Origin of the sequence: Allobosea sp. TAB14, assembly GCF_052113865.1 — a bacterium.
In the GTDB taxonomy this organism is placed as follows: Bacteria; Pseudomonadota; Alphaproteobacteria; order Rhizobiales; family Beijerinckiaceae; genus Allobosea; species Allobosea spartocytisi.
Genome location: NZ_JBFRDQ010000030.1, coordinates 1 through 13,723 on the forward strand (window position 1 = coordinate 1; position 13,723 = coordinate 13,723).

17 protein-coding genes and 1 tRNA gene are annotated in these 13,723 nt (G+C 67.2%); 10 read left to right on the forward strand and 8 right to left on the reverse strand.

What is annotated here, in order from left to right; all coding sequences use genetic code 11:
• Positions 1–260 precede the first annotated feature (260 nt).
• Positions 261–431, forward strand: a complete 171-nt coding sequence (locus tag AB4Y99_RS06640; protein WP_166652920.1) for a hypothetical protein — start codon at positions 261–263, stop codon at positions 429–431.
• A gap of 19 nt (positions 432–450) precedes the next feature.
• On the opposite strand, the gene AB4Y99_RS06645 is transcribed toward AB4Y99_RS06640, so the two are convergent.
• From AB4Y99_RS06645 to AB4Y99_RS06655, 3 genes are all read right to left on the reverse strand, one after another.
• Positions 451–1,023 (reverse strand): extensin-like domain-containing protein, encoded by a 573-nt coding sequence (locus tag AB4Y99_RS06645; RefSeq protein ID WP_441522770.1) that lies wholly within the window; start codon positions 1,021–1,023, stop codon positions 451–453.
• Between the two features lie 257 nt (positions 1,024–1,280).
• A complete protein-coding gene (locus AB4Y99_RS06650) occupies positions 1,281–1,445 on the reverse strand; it encodes a hypothetical protein (RefSeq protein ID WP_162719994.1) in 165 nt (54 codons plus the stop codon).
• Positions 1,446–1,578: 133 nt separating this feature from the next.
• Positions 1,579–2,373, reverse strand: a complete 795-nt coding sequence (locus AB4Y99_RS06655; protein WP_038365029.1) for a response regulator — start codon at positions 2,371–2,373, stop codon at positions 1,579–1,581.
• Positions 2,374–2,607: 234 nt separating this feature from the next.
• On the opposite strand from AB4Y99_RS06655, the gene AB4Y99_RS06660 reads away from it, so the two are divergent.
• Genes AB4Y99_RS06660 through AB4Y99_RS06670 form a run of 3 tightly spaced genes read left to right on the forward strand, consistent with a single transcriptional unit; the run spans position 2,608 to position 5,041 of the window.
• Positions 2,608–2,808: a NepR family anti-sigma factor gene (locus AB4Y99_RS06660; RefSeq protein WP_441522771.1), complete on the forward strand. Its 201-nt coding sequence runs from the start codon at positions 2,608–2,610 to the stop codon at positions 2,806–2,808.
• Entirely contained in the window at positions 2,795–3,385 is a 591-nt protein-coding gene (locus AB4Y99_RS06665; protein ID WP_038365035.1) for a sigma-70 family RNA polymerase sigma factor, read from the forward strand. Before AB4Y99_RS06660 ends, AB4Y99_RS06665 begins: the two co-directional genes overlap by 14 nt.
• Positions 3,386–5,041 (forward strand): histidine kinase dimerization/phosphoacceptor domain -containing protein, encoded by a 1,656-nt coding sequence (locus AB4Y99_RS06670; RefSeq protein ID WP_441522772.1) that lies wholly within the window; start codon positions 3,386–3,388, stop codon positions 5,039–5,041.
• A 33-nt stretch (positions 5,042–5,074) separates the two neighbouring features.
• Here the strand turns inward: AB4Y99_RS06670 and AB4Y99_RS06675 are convergent, their stop codons facing one another.
• Together AB4Y99_RS06675 and AB4Y99_RS06680 are read right to left on the reverse strand one after the other, a co-directional pair.
• Positions 5,075–5,965: a transglutaminase family protein gene (locus tag AB4Y99_RS06675; protein WP_441522773.1), complete on the reverse strand. Its 891-nt coding sequence runs from the start codon at positions 5,963–5,965 to the stop codon at positions 5,075–5,077.
• A 205-nt stretch (positions 5,966–6,170) separates the two neighbouring features.
• Positions 6,171–6,449, reverse strand: coding sequence for a hypothetical protein (locus AB4Y99_RS06680; RefSeq protein WP_038365041.1), 279 nt, complete (start codon positions 6,447–6,449; stop codon positions 6,171–6,173).
• A 200-nt stretch (positions 6,450–6,649) separates the two neighbouring features.
• Between AB4Y99_RS06680 and AB4Y99_RS06685 the strand changes: the two genes are divergently transcribed.
• Together AB4Y99_RS06685 and AB4Y99_RS06690 are read left to right on the forward strand one after the other, a co-directional pair.
• Positions 6,650–7,408 carry a Crp/Fnr family transcriptional regulator gene (locus AB4Y99_RS06685; protein WP_112762409.1) on the forward strand — a complete coding sequence of 253 codons (759 nt, stop codon included), beginning with the start codon at positions 6,650–6,652 and terminating at the stop codon, positions 7,406–7,408.
• Between the two features lie 121 nt (positions 7,409–7,529).
• Positions 7,530–8,324 (forward strand): class I SAM-dependent methyltransferase, encoded by a 795-nt coding sequence (locus AB4Y99_RS06690; RefSeq protein WP_441522774.1) that lies wholly within the window; start codon positions 7,530–7,532, stop codon positions 8,322–8,324.
• Positions 8,325–8,480: 156 nt separating this feature from the next.
• On the opposite strand, the gene AB4Y99_RS06695 is transcribed toward AB4Y99_RS06690, so the two are convergent.
• Positions 8,481–8,609: a hypothetical protein gene (locus AB4Y99_RS06695; RefSeq protein ID WP_441522775.1), complete on the reverse strand. Its 129-nt coding sequence runs from the start codon at positions 8,607–8,609 to the stop codon at positions 8,481–8,483.
• Positions 8,610–8,662: 53 nt separating this feature from the next.
• On the opposite strand from AB4Y99_RS06695, the gene AB4Y99_RS06700 reads away from it, so the two are divergent.
• Complete coding sequence (locus AB4Y99_RS06700) at positions 8,663–9,433, forward strand: diguanylate cyclase domain-containing protein (RefSeq protein WP_441522776.1); 771 nt, start codon at positions 8,663–8,665, stop codon at positions 9,431–9,433.
• Between the two features lie 176 nt (positions 9,434–9,609).
• Positions 9,610–10,542: a glutaminase gene (locus tag AB4Y99_RS06705; RefSeq protein ID WP_441522777.1), complete on the forward strand. Its 933-nt coding sequence runs from the start codon at positions 9,610–9,612 to the stop codon at positions 10,540–10,542.
• 72 nt (positions 10,543–10,614) lie between these two features.
• Here the strand turns inward: AB4Y99_RS06705 and AB4Y99_RS06710 are convergent.
• Positions 10,615–10,689: transfer RNA gene (locus tag AB4Y99_RS06710), tRNA-Gly, on the reverse strand.
• 91 nt (positions 10,690–10,780) lie between these two features.
• Positions 10,781–11,869 carry a 2'-deoxycytidine 5'-triphosphate deaminase gene (locus tag AB4Y99_RS06715; RefSeq protein WP_038365045.1) on the reverse strand — a complete coding sequence of 363 codons (1,089 nt, stop codon included), beginning with the start codon at positions 11,867–11,869 and terminating at the stop codon, positions 10,781–10,783.
• 234 nt (positions 11,870–12,103) lie between these two features.
• Between AB4Y99_RS06715 and apaG the strand changes: the two genes are divergently transcribed.
• On the forward strand, positions 12,104–12,496 hold the full coding sequence (gene apaG, locus AB4Y99_RS06720) for a Co2+/Mg2+ efflux protein ApaG (RefSeq protein ID WP_441522778.1): 393 nt from the start codon (positions 12,104–12,106) through the stop codon (positions 12,494–12,496).
• A 41-nt stretch (positions 12,497–12,537) separates the two neighbouring features.
• Entirely contained in the window at positions 12,538–13,671 is a 1,134-nt protein-coding gene (gene argE, locus AB4Y99_RS06725; RefSeq protein WP_441522793.1) for an acetylornithine deacetylase, read from the forward strand.
• The last annotated feature ends 52 nt before the right edge of the window (positions 13,672–13,723 follow it).

Sequence of the window (13,723 nt, forward strand, 5' to 3'; positions counted from 1 at the left end):
CAACGCAATCTGGGTGATCATGCATTCCCTATCAATATGCGAAGACGGATGCACCGTTCGGGTCGATTTCGACACGATCGGGTCCGGCTCCGGGTGACCCAACGAAACGCCTCAAGATGCCCACAGTTCCGGCATAATGGAACCACCGAGAGCCTGTTGCGTTGCGGCTTCATCCTGGCATGGGAATGTCGATGTCCGTGAGTCGCCTGCGTGGGAAAACCCCGACACCCCCGGAGCCGACCGCCGGGCCGGATTTGCACGTGCCGCCGTTCTGGGAGCTCGAGGATCTGCTCGCCGACGGGCTCGCATGCGAGGCGGCCCTTCAGGTGATGGCCGCCCGCCGAGCCGCGCTGAGGCTGGTCGACGGCTCGGAGCCTGAGGCCGACCCGGCCAGTGAGCTCGCCGCCCGCCGCTTCAAGCTGATCTTCTGAGCGCAAGACGACAGCGAGCCTATTGGCAGAAGCGCGAGGCATGCGTGCGGCGCTCCTGGATGTCGATGTGCAGATGGCTGGCGTGGGCGGCATCCGAGCCGGGCCCCAGCGCCGTCATGAACGCGCCGCAGGCCGATTGGCGCACTGCCGTCAGGAACCGGTTCTGAGCCAGGCCGGCCGGCTTCTCCACCGAAACCTGCGTCGCGGCTTTCCCCTCGCCGAGGTGGAACGCGAAGATGTCGAGCGCCTTGCCCGTGGCATGCTCGCTGACGGGCCCGGCCGAGGCGCGGTTGCGTCGCCGGCATTCATGCCCGCCGCCGACGCGCAATTCGGTGAGATCGCTGTCGAAATGTCCCCGTGCCAGCGGCCGGACGCTGTCGTCGAGCCAGCCCGCGACGGTCTTCGCCATGACGCAGCTCAGCGTCACCGGCGGCGCGAAGGTGACGGTACCCGCGCCCGCCGTCCCGGTTGCGCGGAGGGCAAGCGCCTTCACGATGACGGGCTCGTCGACGCGGCAGGCGGGATCGCCCTGCGCGAGCTTCGGATCGGCGGCCTCGACGCTGTTGCCCGGGATTGCCTTGAGAGCCGCCAAGCAGGACGCTTCCCGGCCTGCGGGTAACGTTTTCGCCTGCTCGCTGGCAGGCGGGGCTGCGCCCACCGGCGCCGCGGCAGGCCGCATCCCGAGCTGTTCAGTCGAAGGGCCAAGCTCGGCCGGCCGGACCGGCGGAAGCGCGCGCGAAAACGCCCCGCCGTCCTTCCGCGACGCCTGCGCGGCGGCAGGGGCGTCGGAAAGAAGCGGCAAGCCGCAACAGAGAGCCAATGCCACAGCGAGGCTGCGAGCGGGCCGGATCAGCCGTCGAGGGCCGAAGCGCTGGCCACCGCAATGCTGGTCAATGCCGCGAGCGCCAGCGAGAGAATCTCGTTGCTGATCGCTCCGGGCTGCACCGTTCCGGAAAACAACGCAGCCGCGACCGTCGCCGCGCCCCCTGCTGCAACCACGAAGGTCGTTGCCATGGCCCACACCCTCCCCAACTGCAAACCAACCCGACATCAAGTCGCGAACGCAGCGTGACGAGGCTTGTTCCGCAGCGTGCGCCAAAAGCAAAGCCCGCAGCGAAGGCGAGCCCAATTATCCTTCACAGATCCTTCACGCCGCCTTCCGGCCGGCCCGGCGATCGAAGAACAGCGCCTGGCTGATCGCAGCCTTCACCGCCTCGGGCTGGAACGGCTTGGTGATGAGGAAGGCCGGCTCCGGCCTGTCGCCCGTCAAAAGCCGCTCCGGATAGGCGGTGATGAAGATCACCGGCACATCGATCGAGGTCAAGATCTCGTTAACGGCGTCGAGACCGGAGCTGCCATCGGCCAGCTGAATATCGGCGAGCACGAGCCCGGGGCGCTTCTTGGCGACCAGAGCGATCGCCTCGCGCTGGGTGCGCGCAATGCCGGTGACGCTGTGGCCGAGCTCCTCGACCATCGTCTCGATGTCGAGCGCGATGATCGGCTCGTCCTCGATGATCAGGACATCGGTCGCGACCTGCTCGGCGATTTCCTGGCCCGCGATCTGAACCAGCGCGGCGGCGTCCGGGGACGAGATTTCCATGATCGCCGCAACCTCCTCGATCGAGAAGCCCTCCACGGTCCGTAGCAGGAAGGCCTGGCGCGGACGCGGCGTCAGTGCCTCGAGATTGCGCTCGGCCGGCGAGTTACCGAGCTCGACGACCGTCTCGCGCGTGTCGATTCCGACCGAGGACCAGAGCTTGAGGAAGGTCCGGTAGAGCCCGATGCGCGGGTCCAGGTCACGGGGAAAGCTGGAGGGGTCGGCGATGAGCGCTTCCAGCATGGCGACGACATGCGCATCGCCGCTGGTCTGCGTGCCGCTCAACGCGCGAGCGAAGCGGCGCAGGTAAGGAAGATAAGGCGCAATTTCCTTGGCTATCGTCATCAAACCGTCCTTTTTATTGTGCGCGGATAATGACTTAGGTACCGCAGGAGACAAGCAATTTATTTTTTTGGAAAGTGGGAACCTTTCAAGAGGGAGGCTGTTATTAGGGCGCATTGGTGTCGCCGTCGCCGCCCGAGGCTGGTTCCGCCATGATCGGAAGTTACATGCGGGACCTGCTGGAAAAGCAGGCCTGGTCTCGGCGCGAGGGCTGATATGACGAATCTGGATGCTGCAATGCCTGATCCCGGAGGCGACAACGACGATCTCGACATGGTTCTCGATCCCAGGGTCCAGGAATCCATCGGCCGCTCGCTGAAGGCGCATTACGACGACATCGTGAACGCGCCGATACCCGACAAGTTTCTCGTGCTGCTGGCGCAGCTGGAGGCGACGGAGCAGCGCGCAGGCGGAGCGTCGTCCCATGAGCGCCAATGACTGCAAGGCGAGCGACTTCAAGGCCAATGAGTTCAAGGACGGCCTGATCAAGGAGATTCCGAATCTCCGCGCCTTCGCCGCCTCTCTCTCCGGCTCAATGCAGCTCGCCGACGATCTCGTTCAGGACACGCTGCTCAAGGCCTGGGGGAATTCCGAGAAGTTCGAGCCGGGAACGAGCCTGCGCGCCTGGCTCTTCACCATCCTGCGCAACACCTATTATTCGCTCTACCGCAAGCGTGGCCGCGAGGTGCAGGACAGCGAAGGCACCTATGCCGAGCGTCTGGCGACGCATGGCAACCAGGARAGCCATCTCGATCTCGCCGATTTCCGCAAGGCKYTGGCCAAGYTGCCSGAGGAGCAGCGSGAAGTGCTGATCATGGTCGGCGCRACSGGSCTYTCCTATGAGGAGGCGGCGGAGATCTGCGGCGTCGCGATCGGAACCATCAAGAGCCGCGTCAATCGTGCCCGCACCAAGCTCGCCGAACTCCTCTCCATTGGCAGCGTCGACGATCTCGGACCGGATCGGACCAGCGCTGCCGCCATGCAAAGGGCGGGCTCCGAACCAGTCGGCTCCTGAATGCGCCTAACGCGATTCAGCACTGTCCGGGGGCGCTTGCTGGCGCTGCTGATCGCGATCGCGCTTCCGATCGGCTGCGTGACCGCCCTGGCTGCGGCCACGGCCTATCGCACCATCACCGGCGCGATCGAGACCGCGCAGATCCGGGCGGCCGACGAGTTCGCCATTCGCACGCGGATCTGGTATCGCGGCGCCCTGCGCTCGCTCCTGTCCTTCGGCACGGCCACGGCCGAAGCCGGGCTTTCGCCCGAGCTTTGCAGGGAGGCCGGCCTCAAGATGCTCGCCCAGGTCCGCGGCTTCTCCGCCGTGCTGGTGCGCGGCGCCGACGGGCAGCTTTGCACCGCAGCGCTCGATGCCGGTATCGATGCGCAAACGCTGGATCGAACTGCGACGCGCCTGCGCGACCTTCCCGCCGTGGCGCCCTGGAGCGGCATCGATCTCGGCAAGTCGCATTACGACCAGGCCACGATCGGCAACCGGCGCTATCTCACCGTGCATACCGAAAATCCGACGGCATCCGGAGCGGGCCTGCGCGAGGCTCTGCTGCTGATCGAGACCGAGGTGCTGGAGAACGTCTTCGACCTCGGCGAGGGCGGCACGGACATGGATGTCGCGCTCGTCTCGCAAGGCAGCGGCGTGGTCGCCAGCCGCGGCGACGGCGAGGCTCTGGGCTGGCTGCCGCGCGATGCCCGTCTCCCGCAGGCGCTGGAGCGCTGGCGCGCGCCGAGCCGCCAGGGCGACGAACGCGTCTATGTCGCGCGCATGGTCGCCGAACCCGATTTCTACGTCGTCGCCTCCTTCGACGATTCGCGCGAGCAGGCCGCGCGCATCCAGTTCGCGGTGCTCCTGCTCGCGCCGTTGCTGACATTGACCTTGCTGTGCATCGTCTATCTGCGCGCCATCGACCGGCACTGCGTGCGCTGGCTGCGCAGCATCGAGGCGGCGGCCCGCTCCCGTGCGACCGCGCGACGGGCGGCGCGTGCGGCCGTCGCCGACGACATGCCGAGCGACATCCGAAGCGTCGCCGAAGCCTTCAACGTGATGGTGGACGAGCAGGAGGTGCGGCAGCGGCGCCTGCAGACCGCCCTCGACGACAACCGCTTCCTGGTGCGCGAACTGCATCACCGGGTGAAGAACAGYCTCCAGGTGGTGCAGAGCTATATCGGGCTGACCAAGCGCGACTACCGCGACGAGGCCAGGCTCGCTTTGGCCGACGCGGAATGCCGCGTCCACGTCCTGTCCGCAGCCTATCGCTTCACCCTCGCGGATGGCGAGATGCAACCGGTCCGGGTCGACCTGTTCCTCGAGGACGTCGTCACGATGATCTCGAACCTGATCCGCCGGCGCGATCAGTGGATCTCGGGCCGGATCGAGACAGCCGCGACCTTGTCGGTCGATCGCATCATCCCTCTCGGCTTTCTCGTCGCCGACGTCGCCTCACGCGTGCTGCGCAGCACGCCCGGGGTGCGGATCACGCTGACGGTCCACGATCTCGACGACACGACGATCGAGGTCGCGATCGAGGCCGACCGCGAGATCATGCATCAGGAGCCACCGCGCCTGTTCGCCGGCCTGCTCGCGCAGATCGAGGCGGTTCAGTCCGGACCGCCGGAGGGGCGCAATCTCGGGCGTTGGCGCRTCAGCCATAAGGGCTGAGACCGCTGCGCGGGCGGGTCTCTGGCGCGTCGGTCAGCAGGGCTTTTCCAGCGGAGCCTCAACCGGCTCGATCAGGACGCCGACGCTCAACCCCAGGAAGGCGCCCGGCGGCCCCGTGAAGCTACCGGCGATCGGCGATGCGTCCTCGGGGACACGCGCCACCGCGATGCGCAGAAGCTGCCGATCGGCGACGAGATCATTGGTCGGATCGAACTCAACCCAGCCATCGCCGGGGATGAAGACATCCGCCCAGGCATGCGTCAGGCCGACGGGCGAGATGAGCCCGGCCGCGTCCGGCGTCTGATCCTGGATATAACCCGTGACGAAGCGCGCCGCGAAACCCATGCGGCGCGCCAGCTCGATGAACAGCCAGGCGTAGTCGCGGCAGGAGCCGCTGCCGAGCAGCAGCGTGTCGGCCGGATGCTGGGTACCCTCGTCGTAGCGGACGGCGTAGCTCAGCCCGGCATGGATCGCATGGGCGAGATCGCGCAGGAGATGGCCCGAGCCCGGGCCGAACCCGGCACGGAAATCGGCGAGCCAGCGCTCGATCACGCCGTCGGGATCGGCCGCGGCGAGGTGGAGATAGGGCTGCAGGACCATGCGTTCGCCGTCGCTGTAGACGACACCGGTCAAGGCCGCGCCCGGTGCGAGCCTGCTGCGCGGCAGCGCCGAACCGAAGCGCTCGAGCATCAATTCGCTGACGATCTCGAGCGTGTCGTGGGGTTCCGCGAATGTCGCGACGGCGACCGGGTTGCCATAGGCATCGTGCATCCAGCGCAGCATCGCAGGAGGCGAGATCGCCAGGGCAGTATCGACCAGCCGCAGATCAAAGCTGTCGCGCGGCCTGAGCATCAGCCGATGCGGGCCGAAGCTGACCGGCTCGGCATAGCGGTAGGTCGTGGCATGGYGGACACGCAGATGCATCGGTTCCCCTGTCGGCGCCCTTCACCCGCAAAAAACAAGCCGCCCCAGGGCGGCTTTGAAGTGCGGCGCGAGGATGCGCTGCGGGCTGAACGCGGAAAAGCGTGATTGGTTCCACTGCTCCTGGAGCATTTTCGAGCGAAGTGGACACCGGTTCGCGTGAAGAAAATGCGATAAAACAAAGAGAACGGAGAAGCGCGGAAATGCTCTAGCGCAGGATCAGGGCGCGGACGCCATCCGCCATCGCCTGCTTCGACGGCGCCGGGATGCTGCGGCGGGCGGCGCTCTCGCTACGGTCCGCCCGATCGACGGCGGCGAAGCGGGCTTCACCTGGCTGCGCATGACCCCGCAAGGCGGCGACGGTGGTCGAGCTCTGGTCGGTCGGCATCTGCAAGCCGGCGCCGAAGCTCAGGCCGGTCACCACGGCCGCCATGCAGCCGAAAAAGAACAAGGCGCGCTTGGCGGGGGCCAGGCTGTCGTTCAGCATCTTCGTCTCCCAACGCCTGCGCCAGCCCGGATGGGCCGGCTGTTACGAGATAGAAACGCAGCCGGACGGTTTCCGGTTCCCCGGGACGGGACGACGAAGGCAAAAGCTGGTCGAAACCGGCCCTCATGGAACGCCGAACGGCTTCCCGGCGTTATTCGGCCGCCGGCGCAATCTTCCGCCGCGAGGGGGGAACAGATTCAATGATGAACCTCAATTCGAGGCCGGGCCGCATCGGCACGCCCTGCCTTGCCTGTCCTTTGCGCATGAAGCCCGCCTTCGAGGACAAGACCGATGACGAGATCCGTTTCATCCAGGCGATGAAGACCGATCACCGCAGCCTGAAGGCGGGGAGCGACATCATTAGCCCGGACCAGGAAAGCGCCGAGCTCTACACGCTCTTCTCGGGCTGGGCCTTCCGCTACAAATCCCTGCCGGACGGCCGCCGCCAGATCCTCAACTTTCTCCTGCCCGGCGACATCGTCGGCCTGCAGGCCTCCCTGCTCGCCGCGGCCCAGCACGGCATCGAAGCGCTCACCGATGTCGAACTCTGCGTTTTCCCGCGCAAACGGATCTGGGACCTGTTCGTGCGGATGCCCAATCTCGCCTATGAGCTCGCCTGGCTCGGCTCCCGCGAGGAGTCCATGATCGACGACAACCTGACCTCGGTGGGCCAGCGCAATGCCAGCGAGCGTATCGCGGCCCTCGTCATCACGCTCTATCGCCGCGCCGATGCGCTCGGGCTGGTCAGCGACAGCAGCTTCGACTTTCCTCTGTCGCAGCAACAGCTTGCCGATGCGCTCGGCCTCTCCCTCGTCCATACCAGCAAGACATGGTCGAAACTGCGCAAGGCGGGGCTGTTCACCATTTCCGGCGGCCGGCTGACCCTGCTGAATCCGCGCCTCACCGCCCGCATGGCCGCTGTCTACGAGCAGAGCAAAGCGCCGCGGCCGCTGATCTGACGCCATTTCGTGGCCAACGGCCGAGATGGGGCTTGGCGAGAGGCCGGACTTGACCCCATATGCCGGGTGGGTAACGTTCCGCAGCGCCTGAAGGCGAAGTTCGGGGCGCGCAAGGGGTATCATGTCTTCGACGATCAGACATCGTCCGCCGCGCGCGGGCTCGATCGCGGCCCGGCTCGGCCAGTCGCGCGTCGCCAGCCGGCTCGAAGGCGAGGTGCGCGTCACCGCGGCCGATCTGGTCGATTGCGTGGCCGAGGCCAGGCTCAAGGTCGCGGCCGTCCGCTACAAGGTCGAAGGCGAGGTCCGCAACAAGGCGGAGAAGCTCAAGAGCCGCGTCAGCGTGGCCGCGGAGAAGCTGGGCGACGAGGCGCGCTTCATCAAATCCTGGATCGACGATCCGCTGCGGACCGGCTCGGTAACCCCCTCGAGCCCGGCCCTGGCGCGGCGCATGGCGTCCTATGTCGATCCGGAGCAGCCCGGCCCCGTCATCGAGATCGGCCCTGGTACCGGTCCCGTGACCGAAGCCCTGATCGAGCGCGGCGTCGACGAGGAGCGTCTCATCCTCGTGGAATACAGCCCCGAATTCTGYGAATTGCTGCGCAAGCGCTTTCCGCGGGCCACAATCGTCCAGGGCGATGCCTACGCCCTCTCGACGACGCTGGCGGGGCACCTGACCGAGAAGGCCGCCGCCCTGGTCTCGAGCCTGCCCCTGTTCAACCGCCCGCCCCCGAGCCGGACGGCGCTGGCGAAGGAGGCGTTCCCGTTGATGGTCGAAGGCGCGCCCTTCATCCAGTTCACCTATTCGGTGATCTCGCCGATCCCGCGCAAGGGCTCCGGCCTGAAGGCCTTCGTCTCCGATTGGGTCCTGCGCAACATTCCGCCGGCGCGGGTCTGGGTCTACCGCGAAGCGAGCTGAGCCCCGTCCGATCCGGTTGCGGGCCATGCAAATAATGCGGGCCAGCCGAACCGAATCGTAACCGCTCGACGTTAGACAGCCTGTTGGAGCAGGCACCGCATCGGACCTGTTCGCAGCGAGGACTTCGACCGGCCCCATGAGCGGTGCAGCCCTGCGTTACACTCTGCCGCGCTGGCGCGTGACGCGCTGGCTCGCCGATGCCGGCCCGGACGTTCCCGCCGAGATCAGGACCGCACTGATCGCCAGCCTGTTCGGCACGCTGCCGATCTTCGTCGGCGGCGTCATCAACTCGCTCGCTGTTTCCTTCCTGATCGCCTGGCGCATCCTCGGCGGCCGCCATGGTCGGCGGCATCTGCTTCCGGAATTTCGGAGCGCCGCGCATGGCGGGCGTGATGATCGGGCTGACGCTGGGACCATGCTGCTTCGCGACGCTGTTCGCCGGCGAGCCGATCATGCTCATCACCTTCATGCAGATCCCGCTCTATCTCTTCAGCATGACGGTCGCGGCCTACAAGCTGAACGGGATGCTGATCTCGACGATGCGGGCCGAGCGCGAGAACGCCTTCCACGCCCGTCACGACATGCTGACCGGCCTGTCGAACCGGGCCGGGCTGACACGTGCCTTCGAGACCCGCTTCGGCAGTGCCTCCGCCCCGCACGGCCTAGCGTTGATCTATCTCGATCTCGACGGCTTCAAATCCGTGAACGATACCCACGGCCACCCGGCCGGCGACGCGCTGCTGCAGCTCGTCGCCGAGCGATTGCGCGGCCTCGTGCGCAGCTCCGACCTTGCCGCGCGGATCGGCGGCGACGAATTCGTCGTCCTGTCCGAGCAGACCGAGCGGGTGCAGCTGCAGCGCATCGGCGAGCGCCTCGTCGCGGAGATCTCCGAGCCCTACGAGCTCGACAGCGGCCACCGGCTGCATATCGGCGCCTCGGTCGGCATTGCGCTGGCCCCTGAGCACGGAACCGACATGAACGCCCTGATGGTGGCGGCCGACGCGGCGCTCTACCAGGCGAAGTCGCGCGGAAAATCGCTTTGCGTCATCGCCAGCCAGCGCGCCGTCATCGACGGGCAGGGCGCCGGCAACCGCCCTCTCCTGCACTAAGGGAGAACCGGTTTTTCGCAGGAATCCTGCTCCAACTCCTCGGCGAGAGACGGATTCAGATTTCAGATGGCATCACCCGGCTCCAAGGGCGAAGAGGCGGCATCGCCCCCGCCTCGCTTGACCTGAGCGCGTGCATCGGGCTTGCCTCATTGCGACAGAAGGGCAGGAGGGGAAGCTTGGCCGATCTCGCGCGCCTCGTGCAGGACATCGCGACGGAGATGCGCGACGCAAGCGACCGCGGCGAGGTCGCGAGCTATATCCCGCCGCTCGCCCGCGTCGATCCCCGCCAGTTCGGACTCTGCGTCGTGACCGCCGAGGGTGCCGTCCACAGCGCCGGCGAAAGCGAGGAGCCCTTCTCGATCCAGAGCATCTCCAAGGTGTTCGCGCTGACACAGGCGCTGGGCAAGGTCGGCGACGCGCTCTGGCGCCGTGTCGGGCGCGAACCCTCGGGCACGCCGTTCAACTCGATCGTGCAGCTCGAGCGCGAGCAGGGCATCCCGCGCAACCCCTTCATCAATGCCGGCGCGCTGGTGGTCTCCGACATCAATCTCGCCGGGCACGCACCGCGCGAGGCGATCGGCGAATTGCTGCGCTTCACGCGCTATCTCGCCGATGACGACGGCATCATCATCGACGAGGCGGTGGCGCGGGCCGAACGGGCGACCGGCTTCCGCAACATCGCGCTCGCCAACTACATGAAGGCGTTCGGCAACATCCACCATGCGCCGGAGCTGACGCTCGGCGTCTATTTCCACCAATGCGCCATCGCCATGAGCTGCCGGCAGCTCGCCATGGCCGGGCGCTTCCTGATGCATGGCGGGCTGCATCTGCCCGGCGGGCCGCGGGTCGTCTCGGCCCAACGGGCACGGCGCATCAACGCGCTGATGCTGACCTGCGGCCATTACGACGCCTCGGGCGATTTCGCCTTTCGCGTCGGCTTGCCCGGAAAATCCGGCGTCGGCGGGGGCATCCTCGCCATCGCTCCGGGCAAGGCCGCGATCGCGGCCTGGTCGCCTGGCCTCAACGCCAACGGCAATTCCATGCTGGGAACGCTCGCGCTGGAGCGGCTCGCCGAGGCGACCGGCTGGTCGGTCTTCAACCCGGGCTAAGGGCGAAGGCCACGCCGGCAAGCGCAGGTCTCGCGGCAGGCCGCCACAACATGCTGAAGCTTCAGGGGAAATTGGAGCGGGCGATCGGGATCGAACCGACGACATTCAGCTTGGGAAGCTGACGTTCTACCACTGAACTACGCCCGCATGCCGCGCGGACTGCAAAGCAGCGCCGTGGCAGGCGCAGTTTCATAGCGGCTCCGCGAGCAGGTGTCATCCGGGAATTTCCGGGAGAAGCTCAGCCCTTGAAATGCTTCGAGAGCTTGAGGGCCTGGCCCTGATAGTTCGAGCTCAACCCGGCGCCGTAAAGCGCGGCCGGTCGGGCCGCCATCGTCTCGTAGACCAGCCGGCCGACGATCTGGCCGTCCTCGATGATGAARGGCACGTCGCGSGAGCGSACCTCGAGMACGGCTCGCGCGCCTTGGCCGCCAGCAGCGCTGTGGCCGAAGCCGGGGTCGAAGAAGCCCGCATAGTGGACGCGAAACTCGCCCACCAGCGCGTCGAAGGGGGTCATCTCGGCAGCGTAATCCGGCGGGACATGCACCGCCTCCTTCGAGGCGAGGATATAGAACTGGCCGGGATCGAGGATCAGGCTGCGCGAACCGTCATCGGGGATCGGCTCCCAGAAATCGGCAGCGCGATAGGCCCCTACCCGGTCGACATCGATCAACGCGGTGTAGTGCTTACCGCGATAGCCGAGCAGGCCATCGAAGCCGGAGAGGTCGACGCTGACGGCGACGCCGCCCTGGAAGGACGGCTCGGCGGCGCTGACCAGCGTCTCGCGGGCATGGACCTCCTGCAGCGCCCGGTCGTCGAGGCGGGCCTCGCCGGTCCGGAAGCGAATCTGCGAGAGCCGCGAGCCCGAGCGCACCAGCACCGGGAAGGTGCGCGGCGAGATCTCGATGAAGAGCGGGCCCTCATAGCCGTCCTCGACGAGGTCGAACTCGCGGGCCCGATCGGTGATGACGCGGGTGAAGACGTCGAGCCGGCCGGTCGAGCTCTTGGGGTTGGCCGCGGCGCGCAGGCCCTTCGGCAGCCGCAAACCCTCCATCAGCTCGGCGATGTAGACACAGTCGGTCTCCAGCACAGCGCCGCGCGTCAGGTCGATCTCGTGCAGGGAGAGCTCGTCGATGCGGCCACGCACCGTGCGGTCCGGGCCGGGCAGGAAGCTGGCGCGCACGCGATAGGCGCGCTCGCCCAGGCGCAGGTCGAGGCTTGCCGGCTGCACCTGCCCTTCGGCCGGCGGATGGGCGAGCCGGATCACGCCCTGCTCGATGAAGGCGCGGATGGAGCTGTCGGGCTGGATTCCGGGCTTGAAGGGCAGCATGCGAGGTCCGCGAGGATAATCGGTTAGGGCTAGCGAAGGCGCGGGCGCAGGCCAAGCCGAATGCGCGGCTTTCGCCGTGTTGTCCACGCCTGCATGCATGCCGGCGGCATTGACGCTGCCGCCAGCCGGTTCATAACAGCACGGCGGCAGCTAGGCCCGCGGCCCTGGAGGCGCGGCGTTCTCGAAGTCCGGCGTCTTTGAAGTTCGGAGTCATTTTGGTTCGGAGTCCTGGCAATGTATCAGGCGCAGACGCATGGCGTGCGTGTGACCGCGGTGCCGAAATTCATGGAGGCGGAATCGTCGCCGCCGCAAGGCCGCTATTTCTGGGCCTATTCGATCGAGATCGCCAATCTCTCGACGCAGACCGTGCAGTTGCTGACGCGCCACTGGCTCATCACCGACGGGCACGGCGAAGTCCATGAGGTGCGCGGCGACGGCGTCGTTGGCCGGCAGCCGGTGCTGCGGCCGGGCGAAAGCTTCAGCTATACCTCGGGCTGCCCCTTGGCGACGCCGGATGGCTCGATGCGCGGTTTCTACGCCATGCTCGGCGAGAACGGCGAGATCTTCGATGTCGAGGCGCCGCTGTTTCCGCTCGATTCCCCCCATGTGAAGAAGGTTCTGCATTGACCGCCCATCCGCCCGCCGGGCAGCGCTACACGCCGCTCGAGATGCTCGCCCGCCTCGTCGCCTTCGATACGGTGAGCCATAAATCCAACCTGCCGCTGATCGATTTCGTCGAGGGTTATCTCACCGGCTGGGGCGTCGCCTCCACACGCTTCCCCAACGCCGCCGGCGACAAGGCGGCGCTCTTCGCCACGCTCGGGCCGCAGGACCGGGGCGGCATCGTGCTCTCCGGCCATACCGATGTCGTGCCGGTCGAGGGGCAGGCCTGGAGCCGCGATCCCTTCACGCTGCATGTGGAGGGCGGGCGCGCCTATGGGCGCGGCGCCGTCGACATGAAGGGTTTCGTCGCGCTCGCGCTGGCGCTGGCGCCGGATTTTCTGGCGGCCGGGCTCAGGACGCCGATCCACCTGTTCTTCTCCTATGACGAGGAGGTGACCTGCCTCGGCGTCATCGACGGCATCGCCGCGATGGGCAGGACGCTGCCCCGGCCGCTCGCGGTCATCGTCGGCGAGCCGACATCGCTCGACATCGCCGACGCGCATAAGGGCATCCGCACCTTCCTGACGTCGATCACGGGCTTCGCGGCGCATTCCTCCAAGCCGCAGCTCGGCGCCAGCGCCGTCCATGCCGGCGCCTTGCTGGCAGCCGAGCTCGACCGGATGCAGGAGGAGGCCAAGGAGCGGCCCGACGGGAGCGGCCGCTTCGACCCGCCCTATGACACCGTCCATGTCGGCAAGTTCCATGGCGGCATCGCCCGCAACATCCTCGCCGACAAGGCGGAGCTGTCCTGGGAAATCCGCACTCTGCCGGGCTCCGACCCGGAGGCCGGACCGGCGCGCTTCGGCCGCCTGTCGGAAACGGTGCTGGCGCGGATGCGGAAGACGGCGCCGTCCTCGACCATCGAGACGGTGATGACCTCGGATGTGCCGGGCCTCGCGCCCGATCCCGGCTCGGAAGCGGAGCGGCTCGCCATGCGCCTCTCCGGCCGCAACCACACCATCGCCGTCGCCTATGCGACCGAAGCGGGGCATTTCCAGCGCGCTGGCCTGCCGACCGTGGTCTGCGGTCCCGGCTCGATCGACCAGGCGCATCAGCCGGACGAGTACATCACGCTGGAGCAGCTCCAGGCCGGCGAGGCCTTCATGCGCAAGCTGATGGCGGAGTGCAAAGCGGGGTAATCGCGGGCGTCATGCTCGGGCTTGCCCCTCGCATCTCGTGACGCGAGGGCTT